The sequence below is a fragment of the Bartonella sp. AP7XZML genome (assembly GCF_042195745.1).
Taxonomy (GTDB): Bacteria; Pseudomonadota; Alphaproteobacteria; order Rhizobiales; family Rhizobiaceae; genus Bartonella.
Window position 1 is genome coordinate 69,169 of record NZ_JBHIOT010000128.1, and the last position, 6,078, is coordinate 75,246.

Below are 6,078 nucleotides of genomic sequence, written 5' to 3' on the forward strand. Positions count from 1 at the left end.
AATACAGGAGCATCATGATGATGAAAAAAACAGTTCCCGATGTAACATTCCACACACGTGTACGCGATGAATCAATGGCTGGAGACAATCCTTATCGGTGGCAAGAAGTTAACAGCGATGCTTACTTTAAAGGAAAGCGTGTTATTCTTTTTTCTCTTCCTGGAGCTTTTACCCCTACTTGCTCAACCTTTCAGCTGCCTGATTTTGAAAAACTCTATGATGAATTTAAACAAGCGGGTATTGATGAAATTTATTGCCTTTCCGTCAATGATGCTTTTGTCATGAATGCTTGGGGAAAAGCACAAAATATCAAAAACGTGAAGTTAATTCCCGATGGCTCTGGTGAATTCACACGCAAAATGGGTATGCTGGTTGCAAAAGACAATGTTGGGTTCGGCATGCGATCATGGCGCTATGCAGCTGTTATTAATGATGGTGTGGTTGAACAATGGTTCGAAGAAGCAGGTTTTTCAGATAATTGTGCAACAGATCCTTATGAAGTTTCTTCACCACAACATGTTTTAAAAGCCTTGAAAAGCTAATTCCCCCAATCGTCTATTTAAACAAAATTTTACGACACAAATTTTCTGAGGAGGAAGATTTGTGTCGTTGACTTTTTACAACATCTATTCGTGAAAACAGACACGATAAGTTGATTGTACGCCTTCTGTGAGAAAAGATTACAGCAATAATTTTTTCAATAAATATTTTATGTTTTAACTGCTTTGAAAAAGTTTGAAAAATTGCTGATGAAAAATCTGGACCCGTTGTGGGGCTAAAAAATCAAAGAGTTAAAAGCTGTTGCACGCTATCAAAAAATGGGGATGCAATTGCCAAATGCGCAAATTCATGCAAAACTCTCTCAGAAACATCAAGGACTAACGTATTGATGAAATATGCAAGATCAATGCTAAATTTCTCATACTGAGAAAAACTTTGTATTAAACAATACTTTGATTTTTCTCATATTGAATGAGAGGAGCCGAATATCATAAGATTGTTTTATTTTATCCCTTCTTATATTGAATCCCTTAAAACTATTTTCTTGCTCATTAGCAAGCGGGATTGGCATATGAATAAACGATTAAAAAGAGTGAAAATACCTCTCGTAAATGCTTTCAAAGGCGAAAGCTGTGAACATCAAGACTACAAAGTTCACAAAAGCATCAAGAAAGAAAATACAGATCAAACATTTGTTTGAAGAGGTGCACAGTTCAAATTAACTTATGTCTCATAAAAAGAAGAAAATATGGCATAAAAACCGCTCTGCATAAAGAACCGTTTATAAAGAAGATTCAATCAAAAAAAATCCCGCAAACATTCCAATTCACATACCATAAACAGACTCATTGCTGTTCTCATAGCCATTTATTCTAAGCTTTTATTTTTCTCTAAGAGAAAAAAGGTTAAAGGAGTTGTTTATTCGGGTATTCTACCGTAAAGTGTGCTTCTATCTCTTCCTCTTCATCGAACTCAAAATCTTCATCACATTCAGGAAGACCAAAAATATCTGGATTGATGAAATAACAATCTTTTTTTGTCCCCTTCGCTACAATTTTATTTGTTTCTAATTCTTTGATACCTTCTTTAAAACTTTCAAAATTAAGATATTCTGGTTCTTGAATTGAAAGATCGCAAGTCAAAAATTCTTCAAGAATATCATGATCCAATGTTATCTGATCAAACCATAAGTCCACATCATCCCCCTCATCTAACATTTTCCCTACCTGCCACAACATCACAAAAAATGCTTTCATACCACTAAATGATAACCCAAAAATCATACGCCGACACGACGAGGCGCCTGAAAAGGTAATTTGCGGAAGATCTTCAAATCCGAAATTTGAAGGAGGAAGTTTAAATGATTTTCCAATATTCTCAGGTCTTTCAAGAATAAAGGGATTTCGTTCATAGAGCAGAGTAAAATCATATTGGACCATTTTCATTTCTCCGTTAAAGAATTGACTTTATGAAAAATGCATATTATCAGTAAGTTACCATTATGGCAGCTTACAATTCATCCAAACATGCTCCTGTAAAAAATTGTTCGATTTAAGTCATTCCATTGTTTTTTGAAGCTTAAAAAGTCTTTTAGGATAAAACGCTCTAGTTCTTCCTCCTTTTGCAATAAGGCTAAATTTTGTAATGTCTAAGAAGAGAACATCAAAGGATTTGATACTCATAGATGAGAATTCAAAGATGAAGCCAATATGAACTTGTCAATATTTTTATAAACTTTTGGGAAAGCGTTGCGTGAAACCTTTTAATTTTCTCAGAGTTTTTGTTCGTTACAATTTTTTGGCTCATTTTAACGCATTATCATCGCATCCTCAGAAGGGCACGTTTTATAGCAAATAGTGCTTATTTATCTCTTAAAAATCTCTCTTTTATGCCGCACGCACTTCAAAACCCCGCTTTTGAACGCGTGCACCAACACGTATAAACGAGCAAAGCACAAATTTTAAAAATTGAATTTCAAATTTCCAAAATATTTCGAACAATCACTTCGATAAAGACTTTTACCATTATCATTTTTGGGCGGCTAAAATATCCTGTACTGTTTTGATCAATTGATCTTCATCAACCGTCACTTGTGCTGGTCGACTTTCACGCCATGTTTGATTATCCTTAATTTCATGAGACAAACGCGCCCCTTCAATCAAATCTTTAATCTGTATTTTTCCGCTCTCACGTTCTTGTGAGCCTTGGATAACCACACAAGGCGCTTGGCGTCGATCTGCATATTTCATCTGCGCTTTTATCCCCGATGCCCCCAAATAGAGCTCAGCACGAATTCCCGCACCACGCAACTGCATCACCATTTTTTGATAACCAGCAACCGCCTCTGGCTCTTTATCCATCATCAGCACCACAACCGGCCCTGTTGTCTCCTTCATAGGCAACTTTTCAAGATTTTGCAAAGCAGCGATCAAGCGTGAGACCCCGATTGAAAAACCTGTTGCCGGAATATTTTCACCACGAAAGCGTGCCACCAATCCATCATAGCGCCCACCACCACCAACGGAGCCAAAAACAACTTTCTGCCCATCATCATTGAAAACATCAAACAGCAACGTAGCCTCAAAGACAAGACCTGTATAATAATCCAGTCCACGCACCACCGATGGATCAATCTTGATACGATTCTGAAAGCCATTTGCTGCAAAAATTGCTTGCATTTCCTCAAGCTCACGAATTCCCTCACGCCCTTGAACATGATCACCAACCACTTCTTTAAGAGCCTCAAGCGTTTCTTCTGCTGTTTCAGCTCCAGCAGCAGTTAAGGTAAGAATACACTCAATCTCTTTTTCCTTAAGCTCCGCCCCTTTTGTAAAGTCACCACTTTCATCCAAACGCCCTTTTCCCAAAAGCAAACGCACCCCTTCAGAACCAAATTTATCCAGTTTATCAATTGCTCTTAAGACAGTTAAGCGCTTTTCAGCCTGCTCATTTCCCCCCAAACCAATTTTCTCTAAAACGCAATCGAGAATTTTTCGGTTATTCAGACGAATGGCATATTCATGATGCTGAAACCCTAATTTTTCCAAACTATCGGCTGCCATCATGCAAATTTCGGCATCAGCCGCTACCGTTGGTGTTCCAACAATATCCGCATCAAACTGCATAAATTGCCGAAACCGCCCTGGACCTGGTTTTTCATTGCGAAAAACAAAGCCAAGACGATAACTGCGATAAGGCTTTGGCAAAACTTCAAAATTCTCGGCAAAATAACGAGCAAGAGGCGCGGTAAGATCATAGCGCAAAGACATCCATTGCTCATCATCATCTTGTAGCGAAAAAACGCCCGCATTTGGACGATCTGAATCCGGTAAAAACTTACCCAGCACATCTGTATATTCAAAAATTGGAGTTTCTAGCGCTTCAAAACCATAAAGTTCATAAACTTCACGAATTTGCGCAATCATTGTTTCAGTTGCATACAACTGTGCACTTGTACGATCAACAAACCCACGGGGTAAACGGGCTTTGGTTTTTTCTTGTTTTGATAACATATTTTTCTCTAACAACAATATATATTCACCGATAACGTGTGTCTATCTTATAGAAACAAACGCTGCAATAACTTTATCAACTGAAAACTGGTAACAATATGCATAAGCTTTTGCTTTTAAAAGATGCAAACCTTTACCCTTAAGGCAATCTACTGAAAATATTTGTACTTTCAATAGGAACATAGCCTCCCGCTCAACATGAAATGCCCGCTTAACATTCAATGAAAAGACATCTGTGCTTGTTGAAAGAAACCTCAAAGCGACAGTTGATTCTTGATAAATCGGAAGCATCCCCCTCAAAATCCCTCCCTTTCAGAATTCTTCAGATTTATTACAGATGCAAAAATCCTCAAGACATCAGTGTGCTTTGCGCTTGTTCTGCAAAATGATTGATAACATTTTTTAAATCAACAATATTTCGTCCAGAATCTGTAATAGAGCGTGATACAGAGGGAATAACATTCTGCAAAAGTCTTTGTGGAAATTGATTTGCTAGTTGTGTCATTGTTCCACCTTGAGCGCCAATACCCGGAACGAGAAACAGACTATTTTTTAACTGCTCGATTGTGTCTTTTGATTCAGATCCTAATGTCGCTCCTATAACCGCACCTATGGGGCCAATATTATGATGAATAACCGAAGACTGACTATTATAATCACAAATACACTGTGCAAGATGAAGAGAGAGTGTCTGATCACCAATAAGCGCATTTCGTATTTGTTTCCCCTCTGGATTAGAAGACTGAACAACCACAAAAACCCCTGCTCCTGTTTCTTCTGCAACCTTTATCAGAGGAATAAGAGAATCAAAACCCAAAAAAGGATTAACTGTCATGGCATCCACCTTGAACGCACTACTTGGACCAAGCCAAGCCTTACCATAAGCTTCAGCAGTAGAGCCAATATCCCCCCTTTTTGCATCCGCCAGAACCAATATGCCTTGTTCGTGTGCATTTTCAATCAGTTCTTTGAGAGCTTGAAGACCTTCCACACCATATAATTCAAAAAATGCGACTTGCGGCTTTATAATACCTACTTTACCAACAAGTGCTGTTAAGAGAATATCACAAAAATCTTTTAGACCTTTATAATCAAAGCTTAGTTTCCACGATTGCAAAACTTTATGGCTCGGATCAAATCCAATACAAAGAGGTCCATAGATTTCACGATTTTTAAAAAAAGTTGAACGAAACATTTTATATCCTAACAAGGTCTCTCTTTAAACTTTTTGATACAATCAAAAAGAAAAGCATTTGTCAAAAGAATACAATAGCGAAAACACAAAGAAAGAGCTCTCTATACAAAATGTGCTTTTATTTATGAAACATAAATATATTCCCATTCGTAACGCTTATCATATGTTTATCGACCAAAACATTGTCATGAGATAAAAATTCAAATTTATGAAAGAATATAAACAAAACAGCATCTATATTATAATGACCTCATAAAGCCCTATAGGCATGCCTTGTCGTTTTCACCCCCCTTTTTTATGATCAACAAAAACTCTCTATGAACGCGCTTTAAACAAAAGTTTCAAAAGAAAATGCCCCACCATGATGATCTCGATCTTAGCTTTAGATTTTTCCTATTCCTTTTTAGCTGCTCTATATCCCTTTTGGAACATAATTAGCAAAAAGGCATTGTATCTCCAGCATATTCAAGGAGATAAAACATGGAAACTCGCATTCCTGAAAACACACCATTTGAGACGAATTTTCTAGGAGAAACATCTCTAGAAGAAAAGTATTCACTCTTTCACACACCCATTTCATGGTCCGCAATCTTTGCGGGACTGGTGACGGCTCTTGCCACCTCAATCTGCCTCTCTTTTCTGGTTGCAGCTTTAGGCTTAAGCCAAATGGATTTCACTTCTTCATCCCCATTTGAAGGCTCTTTCCTCTCCTTTGGCGTGGGTTCTGTTATCGTTACACTGATTAGCCTAGCCTTGGGAGGCTTTGTAGCTGGACGTTTTGCTGAAACCTCAGGGATTCTTCATGGCTTTCTCACTTGGGCTCTCATAACATTGCTGATGACCCTCCAAGCCATCCACGTGGTTTCTAGT

The 6,078-nt window shown here is 37.8% G+C and carries 5 protein-coding genes and 1 pseudogene; 2 read left to right on the top strand and 4 right to left on the bottom strand.

All coding sequences use genetic code 11. The features are described from left to right. Positions 1 to 17: 17 nt before the first annotated feature. Complete coding sequence (locus ACFILT_RS10005) at positions 18 to 542, top strand: peroxiredoxin (protein WP_375678490.1); 525 nt, start codon at positions 18 to 20, stop codon at positions 540 to 542. A gap of 864 nt (positions 543 to 1,406) precedes the next feature. On the opposite strand, the gene ACFILT_RS10010 is transcribed toward ACFILT_RS10005, so the two are convergent. The 4 genes from ACFILT_RS10010 to pyrF form a co-directional block, all read right to left on the bottom strand. Then, entirely contained in the window at positions 1,407 to 1,940 is a 534-nt protein-coding gene (locus ACFILT_RS10010) for a replication protein (protein WP_375618298.1), read from the bottom strand. A 588-nt stretch (positions 1,941 to 2,528) separates the two neighbouring features. Further along, positions 2,529 to 4,013 (bottom strand): histidine--tRNA ligase, encoded by a 1,485-nt coding sequence (gene hisS / locus ACFILT_RS10015; RefSeq protein WP_375678487.1) that lies wholly within the window; start codon positions 4,011 to 4,013, stop codon positions 2,529 to 2,531. 42 nt (positions 4,014 to 4,055) lie between these two features. Further along, positions 4,056 to 4,313 carry a hypothetical protein gene (locus tag ACFILT_RS10020; protein ID WP_375627885.1) on the bottom strand — a complete coding sequence of 86 codons (258 nt, stop codon included), beginning with the start codon at positions 4,311 to 4,313 and terminating at the stop codon, positions 4,056 to 4,058. Between the two features lie 49 nt (positions 4,314 to 4,362). Further along, a complete protein-coding gene (gene pyrF, locus ACFILT_RS10025) occupies positions 4,363 to 5,208 on the bottom strand; it encodes an orotidine-5'-phosphate decarboxylase (RefSeq protein ID WP_375678488.1) in 846 nt (281 codons plus the stop codon). Between the two features lie 480 nt (positions 5,209 to 5,688). On the opposite strand from pyrF, the pseudogene ACFILT_RS10030 reads away from it, so the two are divergent. Then, positions 5,689 to 6,078, top strand: a pseudogene (locus tag ACFILT_RS10030) (DUF3792 domain-containing protein); the annotation flags it as partial.

Bases quoted from the DNA above. Each gene is read 5' to 3' on its own strand.
- ACFILT_RS10005 (WP_375678490.1), top strand. From the start codon at position 18: ATGATGAAAAAAACAGTTCCCGATGTAACATTCCACACACGTGTACGC.
- ACFILT_RS10010 (WP_375618298.1), bottom strand. From the start codon at position 1,940: ATGGTCCAATATGATTTTACTCTGCTCTATGAACGAAATCCCTTTATT.
- pyrF (WP_375678488.1), bottom strand. From the start codon at position 5,208: ATGTTTCGTTCAACTTTTTTTAAAAATCGTGAAATCTATGGACCTCTT.
- hisS (WP_375678487.1), bottom strand. From the start codon at position 4,013: ATGTTATCAAAACAAGAAAAAACCAAAGCCCGTTTACCCCGTGGGTTT.